The organism is Bacillus sp. AY2-1, from assembly GCF_008368965.1.
Taxonomy (GTDB): Bacteria; Bacillota; Bacilli; order Bacillales; family Bacillaceae_G; genus Bacillus_A; species Bacillus_A thuringiensis_S.
In genome coordinates, this window is the sequence record NZ_QPEL01000031.1 from 1 (window position 1) to 20,777 (window position 20,777).

Below are 20,777 nucleotides of genomic sequence, written 5' to 3' on the forward strand. Positions count from 1 at the left end.
CAACTAATAATCAGTGGGGAAGGAACAAAACCCCACTGATTAAAGTTTCACTTTATTAAAAATATACAACTTTTACAAAGTCTGTATCGAAACCATAGTATACTATAGTAGATATATTTATAAAAAATAATCGAAAATGAAATAAAGGGGTAAAAATATGAATTATGTGCTAATAGGTGCGGTTTTAATATTATTAGCTGTAGTATTTGTGCTGTTTTATAAAAATAAACAGTTAGAATCAGAGAGTCAGCAAGTAGAATTTGAAAAGAAACAAGCGATTGAAACGTATAAAAATGAAATTGCAGCTACGGTGATAGAGCATACAGAACAACAAAATAATTTGAAAAATATGGAACAGAAAAAATACAATGATTTACAAGTAAGTGCAAATAGAGAAATTGAAAATATGCGTATGATGAAAAATCAATTAGCTGTGCAGCATAGTAAAGAACGTAGTGAAATACAAAATAAACATAATAATGAAATACATATGTTTCAAAAATTAATTGCAAATTTACGAGAATATACTAAAAACGGCGCTGAAATGAATACGTACGAAACATTACATTATATGAAGCGAGGATTCATAGAGCAAGGCATCATATTAGATGCTGAAATTCAAATCATGCCGAATGTTTTTATTAAAAATAATAGTGAAATAAACGATAATCGAATCCATCATCTCATCTTGTGCAAAACTGGTATTTATCTACTTGAGACGAAAGAATGGGAAGAGAAATTAGTTCATGGTTTAACGAAAGAAAATGCTGGTATATATTCATTTATGATTGATGAAATGGGTAAGTATCAACAAGAAGTTGAAAAAGAAGAGACATTTGAATATATAGTAGGTAAAGATTCGTCAACTATACAAGTGAAAAATGAAGGGAATCCAGTATATAAGGCGAAGAAACTATCTCAAATTTTATACAATTGTTTGAAAGAAATGCAGACTAATAGTATAAAAGAAAAGGTAAAACCAGTTGTATATTTTTATAATGAAAATGGAAAAGAAATAATAGATCTTTCTAGTGAGGAAACACCTAGATTAAAAGATCGGGAGCAAATTGTAACGTTCTTCAGAAATGAAATCTTAGCAGGGAAAATAGTATATACAGTGCAAGAATTAGAACAGATTCGAGAAATGATTAGCAGGATGAATTATATAGTGAGTTAAAAGGGGGGATCTTTCTGAGCGCTATGCTACGTGGCATTTTGTATGTCTATTTTTGTTTGTATATAGTAATGTACATTCTATTTATATTCGTCATCGATATGATCCATATGCCCTTAAGTGTAAGGAGCATTTTTGTAGTATTCATACCATTTGTTTTATTAGTCATGGTTCAAAGGGTTATTTTATATGCTTCTAAAAATCGTAATGAAGAAAAGAAGCAAATGTCTGGGGTTTTAATAGTAGCACTCATACCATTAATAGTATGCACTGTACAACTAAGTGTAAATGAATATACGTCAAAGTTTAATCAAAATAGATGGTTAAATCATGCAGAGAAACGGATACATATGGTAGATGATCTATTACAAAAATATAAATTAATAGGGAAATCAAATGAAGAAATTACACAATTGTTAGGCGCTTCAACGGACACGAGAAGTGGGGAAGAAGGAGTTATCACTTTGTATTATCTTGGGACTGAACGTGGCTTTATTCCAATAGATAGCGAACAGCTTGTTTTCCAATTTGATAGAGATGGAAAAGTCATGGAATATACGGTGCATAAAGATTAAAGAAATGTAGAGGGAAGCTATATGTTATAGCTTCTTTTTTATTTTTCAATATGTCACGGAAGGGGGAGAAGGTTTTTGAGTGGAATAAGGAATGAAAGCGGAGGTGATGCATATATATAGATGCATTGGGTGATTATTAGTCCGATTGGTGAGGGGTAATAATTAATAAGTACGGACAAAACCCCCACTGATTAAAGTTTCATTTTATCATATTGTATAAATGAAAAGGAGGTAAGACGGTGAAAGCAATCCCGACTGATGTCCTGAGTAAAGAATTGATGGAAAGAGAAGGAGTTATCTCTATTACAGTAAAGGAATTTGAAAAGATAGAAGTAGCTGGAGTGGTGGTCGCTGGTCCAGCAGTTATTTTGATTAATCAAGATTAAGTACATATCATTGAAATAAAAAGCATCCGTCTAGGATGCTTTTTATTTGTATGTAAGGATAAATATGATGGATAATTGTGTTACTGGAGGGAAAGTCTGTGGCAATTATTATAACAATGTTAGTAATGGGTATTTTATTAGGATTTGTTGGAGCTGGAGGAGCTGGGTTTATTATCGCGATACTCACTTTAGTATTCCAAATTCCTATTCATGTTGCTCTTGCAACATCTTTAACTGCAATGGCATTTACGACATTATCAGGTGTTGTAAGTCATTACCGTGAAGGCAATGTTGCACTTATTATAGGCGGCATTGTTGGGGGATTTGGCGCAATTGGCTCTTATATTGGTTCTAAATTTGGTTCACTTATACCAGCACATCTTCTTCATTGGTTTACAGCTGGGATGTTATTTTTATCGGCAATTTTTATGTTTATTAAATTAATTATGTTCCAAAAAAAAGAACAGTCGTCTTTATATAAACATAAAGAGTTTTCCGTGAACTACTTGTTGAAATGTGTATGCCTTGGATTAGTTACTGGAATGATGGCTGGTTCATTTGGGATTGGTTCTGCACCGTTTATTCAACTTGGATTAATGGTTCTATTGGGACTTACGATTCAGCAATCTGTAGGGACAACAATGCTTGTTATATTACCGATTGCAATTGGAGGCGGGCTAGGATATAGTTCGGAAGGATATTTAGATTATATATTGTTATTGCAAGTATTGATTGGGACCATGTTAGGGGCATACATTGGTGCGAAGTTTACAAATTATGCACCGCGAACGCTTTTGAGGTTTTCGATGATTATGACACCGGTTTTAGCTGGATGTATGCTATTGATGGAATAAAGTGAAATTATAATCAGCAGGGGGTTACTGCCTACAAATAGCGGGATAAAATTAATATAGCAAACTATTAATATATTTTACGAATGAATTATATAGGTAATTCATATTTCCCATATAAAAGGATTTGTTTTAATATTATGAGTGTAAAGTTCGAGTATTCGAAGTACTACTTGAATTATATCCCTATCCCTTTTCTAAAAATGCGAACAAGTTTTGCCCTATTCTATTCAATAGTTAATTGCATAGAAATATATTGTTCGATGACCATTATGGAACGTACATAATGGGAAAATCCCGATCCTTAAAGAGGATGCCCCTAATCTTCATGTGAAAATATGATCGGATATGAAAGCTGACCAATTTATGGTCAGCTTTCTTTTTGTTCGAAAATTATTTCTTCTTTAATTTCTGTTTGCAATAATACAGTTTTTCCGAAGCGACGTTTGCATTCCGCGCGCACTTTTTCAAGGGCTAGTAGCTGAGTAGTGGCGGGAACTGTGACAATAGCTTGGCGAGGTTTTCGATTTTCTTCACAAAAGACACATTCCACAACATAATTAGAAATCATATTTTCATCCTTCCAGTTTTAATTTCTAAGAAGGGATTGTCTATGAAGTTGATGTAACTTTTCGTCGTTGTTTTATTATTTTCCTCTTTTTTTCAAGGGGAAAATAATAAAGAAGGCGAATTTTAGTAGGGGAGGGATGTTTATGGAGAGATGGATAGGTAGTGCAGCGGTATGTGTAAATGAAAAAAATGAAGTTTTAATGGTATTGCAGGGCAAAGAGGGAGAAGAAAAAAGGTGGTCTGTCCCAAGTGGAGGACTTGAAAAGGGAGAGACACTAGAAGAATGTTGTATCAGGGAAGTTTGGGAAGAAACGGGTTACAATGTGGAAGTTGTAAATAAAATATATGAAAAAGAGGGTATTACATACGGAATTCCAGTGTATGTCCATTATTATTTTGTTAAACAAATAGGCGGTAATATGAAAATCCAAGATCCTGATGAGTTAATACATGAAATTGCTTGGAAAGGGATACATGAAGTTGAACAATTGTGTTTAGCTTTTCCAGAGGATTATGAATTGCTGTGCCAATATATAAATAAAGAAGCAAGTATGTAAATACTTGCTTCTTTAATGTATCCAAGACAAGAAAAGCGGAACGATAACCAAACTAGCGCCTGCTGTTAAAAGCATGGATAAACTTGCAATTGTTCCTTCCACAGGACCGATTTCGAATGCTTTTGATGTACCGGTTCCATTTGCGCTCGTTCCTAACATAATACCTTTTGCGATTGCTGTTTTAATACGGCAAATACGTATGAGAGAAGGACCGAGCAATGCTCCTGTTAAGGCAGTTAAAACGACAAATACAGCAGTTAATTGTGACATACCACCAATCATTTCTGAAATAGCCATTGCGATTGGTGTTGTTACGATATGTGGCGCTAAACTATGTTCTAGTGATGAATCAATTTGAAAATAATTTGCTAGTAGTGCTGAAGTAATGACTGATAAAAACGAACCGACAATGACATTAAGTAAGATAGCCATTCCATGTTTCTTTAATAAATCAAAGTATTTATAGATTGGCCATGCAAAAGCAACTGTTGCGGGTTTTAATAATTCAGTTAACCAGTGACCACCAGATTCATATGTTTCATAAGGTGTATCTAATCCGAGCAATAAAGCAATTAAAATAATGGGACAGACGAGAAGAGGAGAAAGTAGACTCCAATTCCAACGTTGATACATTTTTTTTGATATCCAATATGTGAATAGTGTTAATAGTAAACAAAGAAATCCAATCATTGCGTTGATCCTTTCCGCTTTAGTAGCAATTCTGTTAAAAGTCCTGTAACTAAGGTAACGCAAAGAGTGCTAATCATAATAATTAAAATGAGATCGATTCCATATTGTGTTAGTGTATCTCTGTAACGTATGACAGCGACTGCAGAAGGGATGAAAAATAAAATAAGTTCTTTTAATAAAAAATCTGCTCCGTCCTGTATCCATTCTTTTTTAACTAGGTTAAATTTTAATGAAATTAATAATAAAAAAATACCGATTATACTTCCTGGAACTGGGAGGTGTGCCTGTTTTGCAATCCATTCACCTGTCCAAGCGAAACAAAATAGTAACAAAATTTGTCCGCTTAACTTCCACCATTTCATACAGTAACCACCTCTTTCTTTTTTTACATAAAAATTGTAAAAAAGAATTAACAATTTCTACTATACGTTCATTCAAAATATTTGTCTAATATATAAATTATATGTTATTAATATATTAGACATATTAATCGAAAGTGAAAAGGGTGTCCAAAAATGGAATTACGGCATTTGCAATATTTTGTTGTTGTGGCAGAAGAGTTACACTTTGGACGGGCGGCTGCTCGTTTACAAATGACACAGCCACCACTTAGTCAACAAATACAGCAATTAGAAAAAGAAATGGGAGTTACATTATTTTCAAGAACGAAAAGAAAGGTTGAACTAACAGAAGCAGGAGAAATGTTTTTAAAAGAAGTAAAAAAAGCGTTTGAACAAATTGAAAAAGCAGTAGAAGTTGCACAAAGTGCGCAAAGGGGAGAAGTGGGATCACTTTCAATTGGTTTTGTAGGTGCAGCGATATACGATATTTTACCATCAATTGTTAGGGAATATAGAAAGAAATTTCCGAGAGTGTCTGTTGCATTACATGAATTGTCAACACCAGATCAAGTTCATGCACTTCATGATAACCGTATTGATATTGGCTTTTTACGTCCGCCAATTCCAACACAATTATTAGAATTAGAGCCAATTCAAAGGCTTTCTTGTACGTTATGTTTACCGAAGGCACATCCACTTGCTGAAAAGGATGAAATACATATTGAAGATTTAAGAGACGAACCGTTTGTATTTATTACAAGGCCCGTATGGCCAGCGTTATACGATACAATTTTATCACTTTGCCGTGATGTAGGGTTTAGTCCACATATTGTACAAGAAGCGACGGAATATCAAACAGTTATGGGGCTTGTAGCGGCGGGAATTGGAATTACAGTAATACCCGTGTCGGCAAATAAGTTATATAAAACAGAAGTTGTATATAAAGAGTTATATGATTCTAATTTTGTTGCAGAAATGTCAGTGGCTTACAAAAAAATGAATAGTAATCCAGAGCTACTAGAGTTTTTAAAAATTGCAAGAGAGAAGAAAAGAATAGAAGTAGAAGATGAGTAATAGTAGTAACAGAAAATGGATTTAATTCAGATCCATAAAAGTACACCTTATTAAACAATAAAGCGGAAATGCAACTTAAGTTGCATTTCCGCTTTATTGTTCTTTTTTTAGCTCGATACTAAATAGATAAACGTGTTCATTTTCTTTTAAGAGTAGATCAATGCCTGTTTCTTCATCAATGATAGGAACGATTACAGTTTCTTTACTGGTTTGGATTACAGCAGCTAAAATCGTTTTTTGATTGTATTTTAAATTTTTTATAGATTGGATTGTAGTAGTTGCAGAGCTATTTACGATTGGTGGCGCTTCTTCAGGAACAAGTGTTGCACCACCATTAATATTAATATACCATTGCCCTTTTTCTGGTACATCTTCATTAAAGTAGGGGTATGGCGATATGAAAGAGAGTTTTATTTTCTTTTCTAGAAAATGTGAGGTAGCAATGTAAGCAATTTCTTTTGTTTTTTTACCATTGTTATAATAATCAATTGTAGCATTTATTCCATCTTTATCATTTTTAAGCGTAACGTTATAAAACATGCTATTTCCTTCTTGAAAAGGAGTCATTTGTAAAATAGAAGCTTGCTCTTTTGTTAATTTGTATGGCTCAACAGTGGCAACTTCATTGTTTATTAGTTGGCTACAACTTGTGAGTAATAATAAAGACAAGATTGATAGTAATTTTATACGCATGCAATCTCCTCCTTTTTACAATTATATTCTAAATGTGATTTTTTTATCATTTCGTTTTCTAGGACTAAAGACTTAGAAGAAATTCCGATTGTAGTGCGATGTTTAAAATGTCATATTTTTATACACTAGTAGTATAGAATGCGTATGTAATAAGGTAGGGGAAGAATTTTATGTCTTTATGTCGGTTAGCGAGAAAAAATATTAGAACATTTGCTACCAAAAGGATGAAGCAATTTATTTGGATTGCTATGAGTACTATGATTTTGTTTTTTATGATATCGTTACAATTTAATGAAGGAGCTATTTTGAAAGTAGGGGATACATTTGTATTTCAAATGTATTTTTACACACTGTTTATTGTACTAATTTTCATATGTATTTTTACTACATATAAAATGATGTCCTCCTTTTTGCTAGTGAGGAGAGAGGAGTTTACATCTTATGTAGCAGAAAATATAAAAAGAAAAGAAGTACTATGTTTATTATGTCAGGAGCAATTATTCATTTATGGAGCAGCATTTGTTTTCGGATTAATTAATGGGATGCTATTTTTGAAATTATTTACGGTTATCTTTATGAAAATCGCAGGGATACAAGGAGTAAATAGTGCGCCAATTACAATATATGCAATAGTAGTAGTGAGTATAATTATGATTGTTATCCTTCTATTATCGATGGTGCAATGTTTTCGATTTGTTCAAAGTTTACAAGATAAAAATTCGTTGCATTTCAAGAAAAAGGCATGAGAAATCATGCCTTTTTCTTGAAATGCCTTTTGAGAGGACTCCCACCTCTAAACGTAAATGAAGGTGGTGAGGTGAATCGAAAGAAATATTTTATTTTCAAGAAAAACAGAAACGTACGTTCTTTTTTGCTATAATATCCTTAACAAGGAGGTGAATAAAATGACAAAGGAAAATCCATCAAACTATAAAACTCTTCAAATTTGGATTAAAAAAGGGCATCGTATGTATTCTTATTTTCAAGAATGTTGTCATAACGCTAAGAATATGTATAACACCACAAACTTTTATATACGCCAGGTGTACACTGGATTAACACAAGAAAAAGAGTTGCAGCCTTTGCAAAAAGAAGTTCTGGATAATATTCATAAAAATATTGATAAGATGAATGACACACAACTTCTTGCCTATCGGAAGAAATTGGAAAAAGAGAAATTAAAGCCTAAAGAAGAACAGAAAGAGATTACATGTAATTTGTTTTCAGAACCTAATTTTGAAAAACCTTATGTAGATTACAACTTTCTAGATGCACTATTTAAGGCTATGATTCAAAATGATTATCGAGCTTTGCCTACGCAATGTAGCCAGTCAATCATGAAGGGTTTGTTCCAAAATTGGAAATCTTTTTTTGCTAGTTTAAAAGACTATAAAAAGAATCCAAACAAATATGCTGGAACGCCTAGGATTCCAAAGTATATTCGTTCTTCTGAAAAAGAGATTCTGTATACAAACCAAGATTGTATCATTAAAAACGGTAGATTTTTAAAGTTTCCAAAGACGAAATTACAATTAAATATTGGGAAACTAGGTTTCACTGAAGGTAAACTGAAACAAGTTCGTGTGATTCCAAAATACAATGAATATGTAGTGGAATTGGTAATTGATGTTCCTTCTGAACAACAAATGATTGAAGAGAATGCTCGTTATATGAGTATTGATTTAGGGATTGATAACCTTGCAACCATCGTAACAAACACAGGTATGAAACCTGTCCTTGTTAAGGGCAAACATGTCAAAAGCATAAATCAATATTACAACAAAATGAAGAGTCATTTTACAAGCATTCTTAGAAATGGAAAACAAACGAATGAAGGACCTTTTACTTCTAAAAGGATAGAAAAACTTCATCAAAAACGTTACTTGAAAATAAAAGACGTCTTCCATAAAGTTAGTCACCATATCGTAAAACTAGCTCAAGAAGAAGAAGTTTGTAAAATCGTTATTGGTCAAAACAAAAGTTGGAAACAAGAAACGAATATGGGAAAAAGAAATAACCAATCGTTTTGTCATATCCCGCACAATTTACTGATTCAAATGATTACATACAAAGCAAATGCTGTAGGCATTCAAGTTGTTGTAACTGAAGAATCATATACATCGAAAGCAAGTTTTCTGGATAACGACTTCATTCCAACGTATGGAGAAAATGACCAAAATACAACTTTTTCAGGAAAACGAATAGAGCGCGGCATATATCGTTCAGCAAATAAAACTTTAATTAATGCTGATGTAAATGCTGCGGCTAACATTTTACGAAAAGTAATCCCAAATGCATGGACAAATGGGATAGAGGGGTTAGGCGTGAAACAGCTCGCTAATGTGTTAACTCCTCTGACGTTAATCGTCCGTTAGGTCGAAACGTTAGAAACCCCCACTTCAAGCTTTGCTAAGTGGGGGAGTGTTCATTTTACACATAAAAATAATCATGTTACAGTGAAAAGACCTGACAAAGAATGGGAAGGAAAGGTTGTATAGAATGACAAATGAACAATCAATTGTAAAAGTCGATCGGTTAACGAAGCGAATTGGCTCAAAGACACTTGTACAAAATATTAGTTTTGAAGTGAAAAAAGGCGAGGTTGTCGGTTTACTCGGACCAAACGGTGCTGGAAAAACGACTTTAATGAGAATGATGGTTGGTATGATCCGTATGACAGAAGGTGAAGTATGGATTGATGGTCAATCTGTGAAACAGCAATTTGAAAAAACCGCTGCGAAAATTGGGGCGGTAATTGAGACACCCGAATTTTATCCTTTTTTGAGCGGGTATGAAAATTTAACATATTTCGGACGAATGAATGGTAATGTGACCGAAGAACGTATCGATGAAGTAGTGAAATTGTTAGGAATGGGACAAGTAATTAATCGTAAAGTAAAAGCATATTCACTTGGCATGAGACAACGTTTAGGAATCGCTCAGGCGCTTATTCACGATCCGGATGTGTTGGTACTAGATGAACCGACGAATGGATTAGACCCTAGTGGAATACATGAAATGAGAATGTACATAAAAAAAATTGCACATGAACAAGGAAAAGCTGTACTTGTATCGAGTCACTTACTTTCAGAAGTTGAATTAATGTGTGACAGAGTTATCATTATTCAGCACGGGGAATATGTGGCTACGCAAAACATTCAGCATAGTCAAAGTGAAGAGATGGAGACGATCCGTATACGTGTAGATGATGCGAATAAAGCAGCGGAAATGTTAGGGCATGATGTTTTAGTAAAAGATAATGAATTAATTATTAACGTAAAAGATGAAGAAATCCCAAATGTTATTCGTACATTGCTTGAGAAAAACATTCAAGTGTATCGTGTATATGAAGAAAGAAAAACGTTAGAAGAGCAATTTTTAGAATTAACAGGGGGAAAAGATATTGTTTAATTTAGTATATAACGAACTGTATAAAATATTTAAGCGGAAGCGAACGATTATTCCATTTGCGGTTATTGCAGTATTAATAATCGGATTAGGGTGGGTTACGGTAAAGTATTTTGAACCGGAAACAAAAGGATGGAAAGTAGATTATACAGAACGTACTGTAGAAATTGAGAAAAAGCTTGGCATGAAAAAAGAAGCTATTTTAGCAGAAAAATCAGGGGATGAGCTTGTAAAAGAATACCAGCTTAAGATGAAGCATTTAGATACGGATACAGCACCGGCAAGCAGTTCCCCACTTTCTTTCATGAGAGATACAGGTTTTATCGTATTTCCAATTTTGCTCCCATTTATCCTCGTGTATGCAAGTACAATTTTTGCGAATGAATATAGCTGGGGAACATATAAGTTTTTAACAATCCGTCCGGCGAGTCGATTTAAAATTTTAACAGCAAAGTTTTTAGCAATCGTTATATTTGCAGCTTTATTGTTTATATTTAATATGATTTTCTCAGCTTTATGTGGACTTGTTATTTATAAATTCCAACAGCCTGCATGGAGTGAGTTTATTTTCCAAGATGGAAATATAATAAAACAAAATATTTTTGTAGAAGCAAGTAAATATTATGTTTTATCGTGGTTACCAACGGTTGTGTATGCATCGTTTGCATTTATGATTTCTGTGTTAACGAGATCTAGTGGAGGTGCAATTGGTATTTCACTATTCCTTGCTTTATCAGGCAATATTGCGTTATTAGCAGCCACTAGATATAACTGGGCGAAATATTTATTGCCAGCAAATACAGATTTATATAGTATTTCAAAGAATGGAAGTTTTATTGATGGAGTAACATTCCCGTTTGCATCATGTATGTTACTACTTTATTTGTTTGTATTTTTATGTATTTCATATACTGTGTTTTTAAAACGCGATTTAACTTAATTAGAAAAGCCGTTCAGAGTGCTGAGATGCACTTTGAACGGCTTTTTTTTATGAGAATTGTTTAAGTGCTCTTTCGGCTAGTAAAGCAAAGTATTCTGCACTTATAGGCAGTGCCTCTTCATTAATTGTAAAAGCAGGATGATGCCATTCATGTGTACCGCTCGTTCCCATAAAGACGAATGAACCTGGTATTTCCTGTTGGTAAAATGAAAAATCTTCTCCAGCCATTGACGGATTAGGCGAGATGATATTAAGATTCATCTTTGTGGCAACTTGAGTAGATAAGTCTGTAAGAGCTTTATCGTTGTGAACAGCAGGAGGACCTGAAAAAAAACGGAATTCCGTTTTTACACCTAATGCATCAGACACACCTTGAATAATACGCTCCATGAGTGCTGGGATCTTTTCACGTGTTTCAGCTTGGAACGTGCGAATAGTTCCTTCTAACGTAGCTTTTTCAGGAATCACGTTCCACGTATTTCCCGCATGAATATTTGTAACACTAACAACTGCATTATGAGATGAACTTATATTTCGGCTTACAATTGTTTGCAGTGCCATCACAATTTGAGAGGATGCGACAATAGGATCTACGCCAGCATCTGGTACAGCCGCGTGTGTACCAACTCCGTGAATTTCAATTTCAAATCGATCAACTCCGGCCATCAGTGGACCATCTTTAATGCCAATTGTACCTACTGATAAATCAGGTTTATTATGCATGCCGAAAATCGCTTGCACATTACGTAAATGTCCAGCATTAATAACTTTGCAAGCGCCATTACTACTTTCTTCAGCTGGTTGGAATATGAAGCGAACCGTTCCATTTAGGGAAGATTCTCTTTCTTTTAATAAGAAAGCAGTACCTAAAATAGCAGCTGTATGAAAATCGTGTCCACAAGCATGCATTTTCCCTGGTACTTTAGATGCATAGGACAAATGTGTTTCTTCTTGAATAGGAAGGGCATCAATATCAGCACGAACTGCTACAATTGGTCCGTTTTTATTACCAGACACTTCAGCGATAATTCCTGTTTCTAAATTGGAATCAATGATAGTAATGTTTTTTTCTTCTAACCAATTTTTTATTGCTTTTGTTGTTTCGAACTCTTCATATGATAGTTCTGGATACTCATGTAAATGTCGACGGATGGAAATAAGTTTTTCTTTTAGTTGATTTGAAATAGATACCATGTAGTATGCCTTCTTTCTTCAGCAAAATCTTTACTATAAGTATACAACAATAAAAGAGAGGATTTTCAAATGAAAATCCTCTCTCGTTCATGCTGCTATTTTTTTATGCGTATGATGTTTACGATAACGTCCGCGTCCACGCATTGCGTATGCAATTTGCGGGATTGCAATCCCGATTAAAATAAGTGATACACCGAACCATTGTGAAGATAGTACAGCCTCTTTTAAAACGAATACTGACATAATTGTTGTAACCGGTAGTTCCGCTGCACCAAGAATAGTCGCTAAGCCAGAACCGATTTTTGGAATCCCGATTGTAAAGGCAATAGATGGAATTACGATACTAAATGTTCCTAATCCTAAACCGTATTTCCAAAGACCTTGAGAAATGGCACCATTAAAAATAAATGTTGGTGGAAATACAATCATGACTAAAGTTAAAGCACCAGTCATTAAGAGAACACCGCGCGGTAATGAAGGTACTTCAACAGCAACTTTTCCGCTCACGAAAATGTATGTTGCGAATGTAACAGCAGATAATAAACCTAAAATGATTCCAGTCGTATCGAAAGCACCTGCTGATTGTTCTAGTAAACCACTGGATAAAAATGTCCCTACAAGTAAGAAAATAACAGAAATAACTTTTTCTCTTGAAGGTAATGTTTTTGTTGCGACTGCTTCAATGATAATTCCGACCCAAACGAATTGGAATAAAAGAATAATTGCAATAGAAGCTGGTACAGTTTTTAATGAAGCATAATAAAAAATTCCGGTAAAACTTGCAGATGTTCCTGCAACGAATAAAAGTAATGCTTGCTTTAAAGGAACGCGATGTCTAGAAAATAGAAGTGTAATAGCAAGCAAAATAATCCAACCGAACAAATATTGGCTGCCAATTACTTCTCCAAGTGAAAATCCTTCTGCATATGCAAGCTTAACAAAAATAGCTAAAATTCCATAACTACACGCTCCTAATAAAACTAAAAGAGAATAACGAAGCATGAAAAATTCCTCCCATCTATATGAAGTTGTTCCGTATCGAAAATATATAACTAGAGGGAAGTATACAAAATTAGAAATAAAGGGTCAAATGAAAGAAAAGTATGACATTTTATAGAATAATAATAAAAGTATGATATTTATGCATAATCTTGAAATTATTAATAGTAGAAGTATTATAAAATCAACTTTGCATTGTATAGAGACAGCATTTGAAAAAAATATTTTTTAAACCAATATGTAAATAGGCGTACTAGTAGCGTGCTAATTATTTGAGAAACTATGTTACCTTTGTTATGTTAATAACAATTAAAGGAGTTTCATAATCCATTTGAGTTTTTTCTATATAATAGAAGGAAATGAAAACGTTTTATTAGAAACTGTGGGGAAGTGTGGTTTTTCTTATTGCCACGTTGTAAAAGTGATTTCACGAATTGTTCATAGTATTTTTATGTGTTTTTGTTACAATATTTAGGGAGAGGAGTGGAATGATGCAAGATATTAGTATTTTTTTAGCGTTTGGCGCCGGGTTCTTATCATTTATTTCCCCATGTTGCTTACCGCTTTATCCGGCATTTTTATCGTACATAACAGGTATGTCGGTTTCTGAATTGAAAGAAGAAAATGCAATGCTTCGCAAAAGAAGTATGATACATACAGCGTTTTTCTTACTTGGATTTTCAATTATATTTATTGCAATTGGATTTGGTACAAGTTTTATTGGAGGAATCTTTACTGACTATAAAGATTTAATCAGACAGTTAGGTGGTATCTTTATCATCGTGTTCGGCTTAATTATTGTCGGGGTGTTTAAGCCGAAATTTTTAATGCAAGACCGTAAATTTACATTTAAAAATCGTCCAAGTGGCTATTTTGGATCAGTACTAATTGGATTAGCCTTTGCAGCAGGATGGACGCCATGTACCGGACCAATTCTAGTGTCCGTAATTGGATTAGCAGCAACAAACCCAGAATCTGCAATGATTTACATGATTGCTTACATACTTGGATTTGCTATCCCGTTTTTCGTACTGTCATTCTTTATTACGAAAATGTCTTGGATTAAAAGAAATAGTATGGCCTTCATGAAAATCGGAGGATATATTATGATTGTTATGGGTGTCTTCTTATACTTTAACTGGATGACGAAAATTATCGTATATTTCTCAAGTTTATTTGGTGGTTTTACCGGTTTTTAGTATTATTCTGCGAAAATGTTGGAAATACTAACGGAAAAGCATATAATGAAAGTATATTTTGCATATAGCCACAAAAAAGGATGAGAAAATATGAACATAGTTGTTTTATCCAGTATCGTTGCTGTTTGTATGGCTGTCGGTGCGATGTTTATTCGTTTAAAAGCAGCTAAGAAACCTGCAACATTGAAAAAAATTATACTTCCACCATTTTTTATGAGTACGGGCGCATTGATGTATGTTTTTCCTGAATTTCGATTAACTCCAGCAGAAATGTTAGAAGCAATTGGTGTCGGTTTGATTTTCTCTATTTTTCTTATTAAAACATCTAAATTTGAAATTAGAGGACAAGAGATTTATTTGAAGCGTTCAAAAGCCTTTGTTTTTATATTAATTGGATTACTTGTAGTGCGGATTGTATTTAAAACATACTTAAGCCAATCTCTTGATTTAGGACAACTTAGTGGCATGTTCTTCTTACTTGCGTTTGCGATGATTGTGTCATGGAGAATTGCAATGTATCGTTCCTTTACGAAATTACAGAAGGAAATGGAAAAAGAAGATGGTTTTTATAATGAAAAAGATATGAAGCTAACTTAAAAACTGTATATGTACCAAATAAAAAGACAGCGTCAAAGGCGCTGTCTTTTTTATCGAAAATAATATGAAGTTACTTTGCGAGTAAAGATTGATAGTTAGAATAATCAATCTTTTTTTCTTGTAGTTTTTTAATTAAAAATTTATGATCACGCTTTGGTGTGGCAATGATATATCCTTTAATAATTAAGTCTTGTGTAATTTGAGAGGCATTTTCTTGTAATGCAAGTTCCCCAATTTTGCCAGCGATTTTTGATTTTGCAACATCGCGAAATAGTTCTGGAACAGGACTTACAAGCTCTTCTAACAATTGTTTTTGTTCGTCAGCCCATAAATGTCTCGTTTTATTTATGTAGTGTTCTTCCCAATCCAAAATGGACATGCCGTCTTCTTTTGGTAATCGTTTTAAAAATTTTCTGAACATAAAGTATCCACCGATAGACATAAGTCCTAATAAAATAACCGTCCATAATACAATGAACCAACTGAACCATCCTTCGAGCAAGCATATCCCCCCTTAATGATTACGGTTTTCTTTTATTCATATTATATACAGTGAGATTAATAGAAAGCAAGAACGCTTGGTCATTTTGACCAAGCGTTATAGTTTAAACGAAGTATAGTTGTTCAACACATAAATTATTATTATCGTCTTCAACATACTCAATAATAAGTGTGCCAACTTTACGATCTTTATCTTCAGTTGTGAAAATAGAGTAAGAAGTAAAACGTGTTTTTGATAGGCCGCTTATATGTGTAGGTAAAGAAATGTAGTCGTTATCGCGGAAGAATTCCATCAGTTCAATATCCTCAAATTCTTTTCGGTCAACTTGTTTGTTTGTATAGCGGCGTTGAAGTTGTTTTAAAGATTCATTCCAAGAAATTGCTTTTGTGTCGTATACCATTGTTCTATCTCCTTACTGTATGTAATTATTAAGAACATACGTTCCAATCTAGTATACTCTTTTTATTAGAAAAGGGAAAGCAAAAAATAATGTAAGCTTGGATTTCCAAGCTTACATTATTGATGCGTCCGTCATAATCTCTATTTTTCATTATAAGTTAGATAAGAATAAGAAACAAGATGATATATATAATGTTGAGAGTTTTCAAATTTCTGTATATTATAGGTGTACTAAAGTGTAAGGGAATGAGAGGCATGGCATACGTAATTTCACTGCAAAGGCCGATGGCAAGCGGAAAAACAACATTGGCTAAAAGATTAGAAGAGAGAGGATATTCGGTTATATATGAAAATCCTTATCCAATTGTAGAAAAGCGAAAGCAATTAAATTTGGATGTGAATTCAAAAGAAGGGTTTATCATAAATCAAAAAATGTTTATCGAAGTAAAAATAAAGGAGTTTCAAAATGTGAAAGATTCAGTTGTTATTTTTGATCGTGGACCTGAAGATATTGAATTTTATACACTTTTTTATCCAATGATTATAGGGAAAGAGTGGGATATAGAAACTGGATTGAAAGATGAATTATATAAATTAAGAGAATGTCGTTCAGATGCTATTTTTTATTTAGATGTGACGAAAAAGAATGTATATGATAGAAAAAATAACGATAGGACAAGAAAACGAAGTACATTTGATGAGCAATTTAAATTAGTAGAAACGGAAAAAGATTGGTATAGACAATTTCCTGTAACTTATTTGGACACGAATAGATTAACAGTGGACGAATTAGAGGCATATTTTATGAGATGGTTGAAGGAGAAAGCGTTATGAAAAAAATACTTTTATTCGTATATCCAACATTTGCGGAGTTTGAAATAACGGTAGCTACAGCATTGCTGAAAAAGAAATATGACATCATTACAGTAGGTTTAACTAAGGAATTGGTTATAAGTGAAACTGGGTTGCAAGTGCAGCCGCATATAGAAGTAAGTGAAGTACGTGTAGATGAGTATGAGGGGATACTTATTCCAGGTGGAGAAGAAGTACAGTTAAAAGATGCAAAAACTCTTTTTTCAATCATTCGTCAATTTCATGAACAAGAAAAATTAGTGGCGGCAATTTGCGCTGGACCGTATGCGCTAGCAAAAGCAGGCTTATTTAAGGGGATTTCTTATACTGCGACCATAGATTATCAAAAATTCGATTGTTTTCCAGTAAAAAATTTTGTGTATGAAGAAGTTGTGAAACATTCAAATATTATTACAGCACAGGGGCATGCATTTGTAGCATTTGGAATAGTGATTGCCTCTTATTTTGGAGTGGCAGACGAACATAATACAAATTTTTATTGTGGTAAAGGCAATGTAGTAATGGAGAAACTTTTACGAGAAAACGTGTAAAAGCTAGCAAATGCTAGCTTTTTTCTTTTTTACACCGATAAATTACTAACGTTTTTGGATCGCGCCATATACCGTTATGGAGAGATAATTCCTTGTTGATTTCTTCTGTTAGCCATTCTTTCATCTCGGCTTGAAGATACATATTATCGGGTATATTTAGCGATGGAAACATGCTAGAAATATAGTTTACTATTGGGGTAGCATGATGAAAAACGAGCGCATTATGAATAACTGTTTCTTCAACAGTTGGAAAAACGGATTGTAATATCTCTTTACCGTTTTCTAAACAAAATGGAGTGACTGATGATGTTGTTTTCGGTAAATCAAATGCGTCTAACATGCGGTTGCACATTTCAATTATACGAGGTAGTGTAACGTTAGAATTTGTTGTAGCTAAAAGTGAGCCGCCGGGACGAATTACTTTATGTAATCCTTGAATTGTTGTTTCAACGTCTTTCACATGGTATAACATATGTCTTGCAATTATTAGGTCATAACAATTTGTTTCAAAAGGAAGTTTATTAGCATCCCCTCGTTTCCATTCTATTAAGTTATTCGTCTTAGCAGCTTGAGCAAGCATAGCTTCGGATTGATCCAACCCGGTTAATGGGCCTTTATGACCATTTGTTTGTAAAAGGGAAAGGAATTTTCCACTAGCGCACCCAACCTCTAATATGCTTTCTTCCCCTTGAAGTTGTAAATGTTCAATAACGATTTCATCTAAATTCACTTGTTTTTCTTCGTAATGTTTATGCGTATCGATACGTGTTTGTAAATTGTTACTGACGCTATATTGCCGTTTTACATCATTCATTTTTTCACATTCCACCTTCGTGCAAAATTGCTGAATCGCATGTGTTAATACGTCGGTTTTCTTTAAACCTTCATATTGAAGTGCAGATTCAAACCTTTCAAGTAATTTTTCTTCAATTCGAAAATGAATATCTTTTCGCTTCGTCATTGAAATATCGCCCCTTTGCATCTGTTAGTGAGACTATAGCATGTCTGAAAAATTTGTGTAAATCATTTGTGTACACAAATGGAGGAGATGAAAAAAATGTTTGAATGTGAGTTTAAACTATTGACGATTTAACCGTTTTCATATATTCTTAAATTAAGAAATATTCAAATAATTAAAAGAAATGAGAGAGTCACATGCTTCTTCAAGGAACACATCGAATTGGTCGTATGGCCATGTTGTTGGCACTTGCGGATGAGAATGAAAGCCCTGTATTATCTATTCCAAAAGGTTGGAAGTATTGTACGGGGAAAGTGGGTTCGATGAATTCGCAAAAAGTTGTAGCAGCAATGGAAACAGCGGCTAAGAGCAACCAAGTTATTGAAACAGATGTTTACAGAGAAACACATGCACTTTATCATGCAATTATGGAAGCATTGTACGGAGTGACGAGAGGTCAAATTCAGTTAGCAGACGTTCTTCGTACAGTAGGACTTCGATTTGCGATTGTGCGCGGTAGACCATACGACGGAAAAAAAGAAGGCGAATGGGTTGCTGTTGCGCTATATGGAACGATTGGTGCACCTGTAAAAGGATCTGAGCATGAGGCGATTGGTTTAGGAATTAATCACATATGATTTGCCCATAGTCTATTAGTTAGAAGGGGGCCTTACTTTTTTAGGACAGAAGTCTGTCTTAAAAAGATAAGGTCCCCTTTTGCCTTTTTAAGGAGGAAAAAAAGAATGATTACGTTAACAGGACACACATTGACAATTGAAGAAATGAAGAGATTGTTACTTGAAGGGGAAGGTGTAACAGCCTGTCCAACTAGTATGCAAAAGGTGGCGGAGTGCCGCGAAGTTGTTGAGAAAATTGTCGAGGACGGAAAAGTCGTTTATGGTATTACAACTGGATTTGGAAAGTTCAGTGATGTGCTTATTCAAAAAGATGATGTAAAGGCACTTCAACACAATTTAATTCAGTCACATGCATGCGGTATAGGCGATCCATTCCCTGAAGAAGTATCACGCGGTATGTTAATTTTACGAGCGAACACGATGCTTAAAGGAGTATCTGGTGTTAGACCGCTTGTTGTAAATATGCTTCTTGAGTTTGTAAATCGTAAAATTCACCCAGTTGTCCCGCAACAAGGTTCACTTGGTGCAAGTGGAGATTTAGCACCTTTATCTCATCTCGCTCTCGTATTATTAGGCGAAGGTGAAGTGTTCTATAAAGGGAAACGCGTTCATGCAATGGTTGCTCTTACAGAAGAAGGGCTTGAGCCAATTGAACTTGAAGCGAAAGAAGGTCTTGCGTTAATTAATGGTACGCAGGCGATGACAGCACAAGGAGTTCTTTCTTATATAGAGGCAGAAGCAACGGCGTATCAAGCTGAACTAATTGCTTCGATGACAATTGAAGGGTTACAAGGCATTATTGATGCATTTGATGAAAATGTTCATAAAGCACGTGGTTATAAAGAGCAAGTAGATGTAGCAAGTAGAATTCGTGACATTCTTCATGATAGTAAGTTAACAACAAAACAAGGAGAACTACGTGTACAGGATGCCTATTCACTTCGCTGTATCCCGCAAGTACACGGTGCTTCTTGGCAAGTTTTGAATTATGTGAAAGAAAAATTAGAAATTGAAATGAATGCAGCAACGGATAATCCGCTAATCTTTGATGGCGGAGAAAAAGTAATTTCGGGCGGGAATTTCCATGGTCAACCGATTGCGTTTGCGATGGACTTCTTAAAAGTAGGAATGGCGGAACTTGCAAATATTTCGGAGCGTCGTATTGAGCGTTTAGTAAATCCGCAATTAAATGATTTACCTCCATTTTTAAGTCCAGAACCAGGACTTCAGTCTGGTGCAATGATTATGCAGTATGCAGCAGCATCACTTGTTTCTGAGAATAAAACGTTAGCACATCCAGCGAGTGTAGATTCAATCCCGTCGTCAGCTAACCAAGAAGATCATGTAAGTATGGGAACAATTGCTTCACGCCATGCACATCAAATTATTCAAAATGCAAGACGTGTTCTTTCAATTGAGATGATTTGTGCAATGCAAGCAGCAGAATATCGTGGTATTGAAAACATGAGTACAGTGACGAAGAGCTTCTACCATCAAGGTCGTCAGCAAGTACCTTCTATTACAAATGACCGTATATTCTCAACGGATATTGAAAATATTGCGCATTGGTTAAAAACGAATTATTCGATAAAAGAAAGATTAGATGTAAACGCAGCACTATAAAATGAG

General features: G+C 34.2%; 26 protein-coding genes. 17 read left to right on the forward strand and 9 right to left on the reverse strand.

What is annotated here, in order from left to right; translation table 11 throughout:
- Positions 1-157 precede the first annotated feature (157 nt).
- The 4 genes from DN403_RS08420 (at position 158) to DN403_RS08435 (ending at position 2,989) form a co-directional block, all read left to right on the forward strand.
- Complete coding sequence (locus DN403_RS08420) at positions 158-1,177, forward strand: NERD domain-containing protein (RefSeq protein ID WP_001110282.1); 1,020 nt, start codon at positions 158-160, stop codon at positions 1,175-1,177.
- A 23-nt stretch (positions 1,178-1,200) separates the two neighbouring features.
- Positions 1,201-1,749 (forward strand): hypothetical protein, encoded by a 549-nt coding sequence (locus DN403_RS08425; RefSeq protein WP_000943748.1) that lies wholly within the window; start codon positions 1,201-1,203, stop codon positions 1,747-1,749.
- 239 nt (positions 1,750-1,988) lie between these two features.
- Entirely contained in the window at positions 1,989-2,135 is a 147-nt protein-coding gene (locus tag DN403_RS08430; protein WP_000644411.1) for a BC1881 family protein, read from the forward strand.
- A 98-nt stretch (positions 2,136-2,233) separates the two neighbouring features.
- Complete coding sequence (locus tag DN403_RS08435; protein ID WP_000974665.1) at positions 2,234-2,989, forward strand: sulfite exporter TauE/SafE family protein; 756 nt, start codon at positions 2,234-2,236, stop codon at positions 2,987-2,989.
- A gap of 367 nt (positions 2,990-3,356) precedes the next feature.
- Here the strand turns inward: DN403_RS08435 and DN403_RS08440 are convergent, their stop codons facing one another.
- Positions 3,357-3,557: a DUF3903 domain-containing protein gene (locus tag DN403_RS08440; RefSeq protein WP_000625226.1), complete on the reverse strand. Its 201-nt coding sequence runs from the start codon at positions 3,555-3,557 to the stop codon at positions 3,357-3,359.
- Between the two features lie 142 nt (positions 3,558-3,699).
- On the opposite strand from DN403_RS08440, the gene DN403_RS08445 reads away from it, so the two are divergent.
- Positions 3,700-4,113 (forward strand): NUDIX hydrolase, encoded by a 414-nt coding sequence (locus tag DN403_RS08445; protein WP_000442973.1) that lies wholly within the window; start codon positions 3,700-3,702, stop codon positions 4,111-4,113.
- A gap of 12 nt (positions 4,114-4,125) precedes the next feature.
- Here DN403_RS08445 and DN403_RS08450 read toward each other — a convergent pair whose 3' ends face one another.
- Both DN403_RS08450 and DN403_RS08455 read right to left on the reverse strand, forming a co-directional pair.
- Complete coding sequence (locus DN403_RS08450) at positions 4,126-4,803, reverse strand: LrgB family protein (RefSeq protein WP_000578954.1); 678 nt, start codon at positions 4,801-4,803, stop codon at positions 4,126-4,128.
- Entirely contained in the window at positions 4,800-5,165 is a 366-nt protein-coding gene (locus tag DN403_RS08455) for a CidA/LrgA family holin-like protein (RefSeq protein ID WP_000872365.1), read from the reverse strand. Before DN403_RS08455 ends, DN403_RS08450 begins: the two co-directional genes overlap by 4 nt.
- A gap of 153 nt (positions 5,166-5,318) precedes the next feature.
- Between DN403_RS08455 and alsR the strand changes: the two genes are divergently transcribed.
- Complete coding sequence (gene alsR, locus DN403_RS08460) at positions 5,319-6,218, forward strand: acetoin biosynthesis transcriptional regulator AlsR (protein ID WP_000423233.1); 900 nt, start codon at positions 5,319-5,321, stop codon at positions 6,216-6,218.
- A 93-nt stretch (positions 6,219-6,311) separates the two neighbouring features.
- Here alsR and DN403_RS08465 read toward each other — a convergent pair whose 3' ends face one another.
- The gene (locus DN403_RS08465) at positions 6,312-6,911 is read right to left on the reverse strand and encodes a hypothetical protein (protein WP_001220626.1); all 600 of its coding nucleotides are present in this window, start codon (positions 6,909-6,911) and stop codon (positions 6,312-6,314) included.
- Positions 6,912-7,081: 170 nt separating this feature from the next.
- Here DN403_RS08465 and DN403_RS08470 point away from each other — a divergent pair, with 170 nt between their 5' ends.
- From DN403_RS08470 to DN403_RS08485, 4 genes are all read left to right on the forward strand, one after another.
- Positions 7,082-7,657: an FtsX-like permease family protein gene (locus DN403_RS08470; protein ID WP_016098821.1), complete on the forward strand. Its 576-nt coding sequence runs from the start codon at positions 7,082-7,084 to the stop codon at positions 7,655-7,657.
- A gap of 159 nt (positions 7,658-7,816) precedes the next feature.
- Entirely contained in the window at positions 7,817-9,286 is a 1,470-nt protein-coding gene (locus DN403_RS08475; RefSeq protein WP_000159708.1) for an RNA-guided endonuclease InsQ/TnpB family protein, read from the forward strand.
- A 124-nt stretch (positions 9,287-9,410) separates the two neighbouring features.
- A complete protein-coding gene (locus DN403_RS08480; protein ID WP_000180626.1) occupies positions 9,411-10,322 on the forward strand; it encodes an ABC transporter ATP-binding protein in 912 nt (303 codons plus the stop codon).
- Positions 10,315-11,259: an ABC transporter permease gene (locus tag DN403_RS08485; protein ID WP_000482759.1), complete on the forward strand. Its 945-nt coding sequence runs from the start codon at positions 10,315-10,317 to the stop codon at positions 11,257-11,259. Before DN403_RS08480 ends, DN403_RS08485 begins: the two co-directional genes overlap by 8 nt.
- Before the next feature lie 48 nt (positions 11,260-11,307).
- On the opposite strand, the gene DN403_RS08490 is transcribed toward DN403_RS08485, so the two are convergent.
- Positions 11,308-12,453, reverse strand: a complete 1,146-nt coding sequence (locus tag DN403_RS08490) for a M20 peptidase aminoacylase family protein (protein WP_000253665.1) — start codon at positions 12,451-12,453, stop codon at positions 11,308-11,310.
- Between the two features lie 87 nt (positions 12,454-12,540).
- On the reverse strand, positions 12,541-13,455 hold the full coding sequence (locus DN403_RS08495) for an EamA family transporter (protein ID WP_000947042.1): 915 nt from the start codon (positions 13,453-13,455) through the stop codon (positions 12,541-12,543).
- A gap of 322 nt (positions 13,456-13,777) precedes the next feature.
- Between DN403_RS08495 and DN403_RS32165 the strand changes: the two genes are divergently transcribed.
- From DN403_RS32165 to DN403_RS08510, 3 genes are all read left to right on the forward strand, one after another.
- Positions 13,778-13,927, forward strand: coding sequence for a peptidase T (locus DN403_RS32165; RefSeq protein WP_074790237.1), 150 nt, complete (start codon positions 13,778-13,780; stop codon positions 13,925-13,927).
- Positions 13,928-13,943: 16 nt separating this feature from the next.
- The gene (gene ccdA, locus DN403_RS08505; protein ID WP_001152674.1) at positions 13,944-14,651 is read left to right on the forward strand and encodes a cytochrome c-type biogenesis protein CcdA; all 708 of its coding nucleotides are present in this window, start codon (positions 13,944-13,946) and stop codon (positions 14,649-14,651) included.
- A gap of 90 nt (positions 14,652-14,741) precedes the next feature.
- Positions 14,742-15,248, forward strand: a complete 507-nt coding sequence (locus DN403_RS08510; protein WP_001028640.1) for a CcdC family protein — start codon at positions 14,742-14,744, stop codon at positions 15,246-15,248.
- A gap of 70 nt (positions 15,249-15,318) precedes the next feature.
- On the opposite strand, the gene DN403_RS08515 is transcribed toward DN403_RS08510, so the two are convergent.
- Both DN403_RS08515 and DN403_RS08520 read right to left on the reverse strand, forming a co-directional pair.
- The gene (locus DN403_RS08515) at positions 15,319-15,750 is read right to left on the reverse strand and encodes a DUF2621 domain-containing protein (RefSeq protein WP_000889371.1); all 432 of its coding nucleotides are present in this window, start codon (positions 15,748-15,750) and stop codon (positions 15,319-15,321) included.
- 103 nt (positions 15,751-15,853) lie between these two features.
- Positions 15,854-16,150: a hypothetical protein gene (locus DN403_RS08520; protein ID WP_000262400.1), complete on the reverse strand. Its 297-nt coding sequence runs from the start codon at positions 16,148-16,150 to the stop codon at positions 15,854-15,856.
- Between the two features lie 254 nt (positions 16,151-16,404).
- Here DN403_RS08520 and DN403_RS08530 point away from each other — a divergent pair, with 254 nt between their 5' ends.
- Both DN403_RS08530 and DN403_RS08535 read left to right on the forward strand, forming a co-directional pair.
- Positions 16,405-16,983, forward strand: a complete 579-nt coding sequence (locus DN403_RS08530; RefSeq protein ID WP_016098819.1) for an AAA family ATPase — start codon at positions 16,405-16,407, stop codon at positions 16,981-16,983.
- On the forward strand, positions 16,980-17,552 hold the full coding sequence (locus DN403_RS08535) for a DJ-1/PfpI family protein (protein ID WP_000722190.1): 573 nt from the start codon (positions 16,980-16,982) through the stop codon (positions 17,550-17,552). The genes DN403_RS08530 and DN403_RS08535 overlap by 4 nt, the downstream gene beginning before the upstream one ends.
- A gap of 13 nt (positions 17,553-17,565) precedes the next feature.
- Here DN403_RS08535 and DN403_RS08540 read toward each other — a convergent pair whose 3' ends face one another.
- A complete protein-coding gene (locus tag DN403_RS08540; protein WP_016098818.1) occupies positions 17,566-18,513 on the reverse strand; it encodes a class I SAM-dependent methyltransferase in 948 nt (315 codons plus the stop codon).
- 194 nt (positions 18,514-18,707) lie between these two features.
- On the opposite strand from DN403_RS08540, the gene hutP reads away from it, so the two are divergent.
- Positions 18,708-19,148: a hut operon transcriptional regulator HutP gene (gene hutP, locus DN403_RS08545; protein ID WP_000926515.1), complete on the forward strand. Its 441-nt coding sequence runs from the start codon at positions 18,708-18,710 to the stop codon at positions 19,146-19,148.
- 105 nt (positions 19,149-19,253) lie between these two features.
- Positions 19,254-20,771, forward strand: coding sequence for a histidine ammonia-lyase (gene hutH / locus DN403_RS08550; protein ID WP_000631844.1), 1,518 nt, complete (start codon positions 19,254-19,256; stop codon positions 20,769-20,771).
- Positions 20,772-20,777: the final 6 nt, after the last annotated feature.